The 1,019-nt window shown below is 54.4% G+C and carries 1 protein-coding gene; it reads right to left on the reverse strand.

Going from position 1 to position 1,019, the window contains the following annotated elements; genetic code table 11:
* Window positions 1–2: 2 nt before the first annotated feature.
* The coding region (locus tag JTI85_RS18945) for a phage late control D family protein (RefSeq protein WP_219351887.1) at window positions 3–1,019 on the reverse strand (1,017 nt) is incomplete at its 5' end.

The raw sequence follows: 1,019 nt of genomic DNA on the forward strand, positions 1-1,019 counted from the left end.
ATTTATTCCATTTCTAAATCATCAATCTTTACTTCAAGCTCCATGCTGGTCGTAAATCCATTATCCTGGCTGACAGAATGCGTCAGGGTGGTAATGGTCCATTCTGCATCATCAATCGGCTGCTTAAATCCCGTCACCTTCACCGGCATTTCCGTATAGAGATCAGCCCGCCCCTCAGCGAGCTGCAGGGAAAATGAAGCAACCCCACGCTGCAGACGTTCCCACTGCATTTTTGCTGCGCGCTCTGCATTGCTCCGGTTGGCGTAGGTACGATTAAGAACCAGCACGTTTTCATCCGTTCCCACCAGATAATCGCCCTGCTTTGCTTCCGGCTCTTTGGGTGTGGTGGTTTTCTTTCGACGACGCTTAACACTGGTTGTCTCTTTTTTCCTGGGTTCACGCGTATGCAACCAGCTGGCAATAACACCGGTATAGGCACCACGATCAGCAAGGGTGAACCGATGACCGTCACCGGCTTTGCGCGTGATGGTGATAACCGGCAGCGGCTTGCCGCTCGCCGTTCTTCCCTGTCCCTGCCGGATAAACAGCAGATTCCCGTCCTTAACGGAAGCAATCGCCCCATACTGTCTCGCCAGTTTCATCAGAAAACTTGCATCGCTTTCATTGGTCTGGTCCAGATGATCCAGCGCCTTATCCGTCAGGTCTTTACCCAGCGCCATTTTGAGGTTATGCCGGGCGGCGATTTCCTTTACCACCTCCCCCACCGTTGTCTGATGCCATGATTTTTCGCGCCGTGTATTGAGGGTTTCACGGAAATCTGCGCTACGCGCCCGGATGGCCAGCCGGTCAGGGGCACCGCTGTGTTCAATTTCATCCACAGTAAAAGCCCCTTTAGGGAAAAGCGGCTGGCCTTTCCAGCCCAGCGCCAGCTGAATCACTGCCCCACGTCGCGGCAGAGCAATCAGACCGTCGGCGTCGTCCAGCTCCAGATCAAGCTGGTCCGCTTCAAAGCCCCGGTTATCCGTCAGCGTCAGACTCATCAGGCGGGTATCCAACAC

The organism is Citrobacter sp. Colony219 (assembly GCF_019382635.1).
Taxonomy (GTDB): Bacteria; Pseudomonadota; Gammaproteobacteria; order Enterobacterales; family Enterobacteriaceae; genus Citrobacter; species Citrobacter youngae.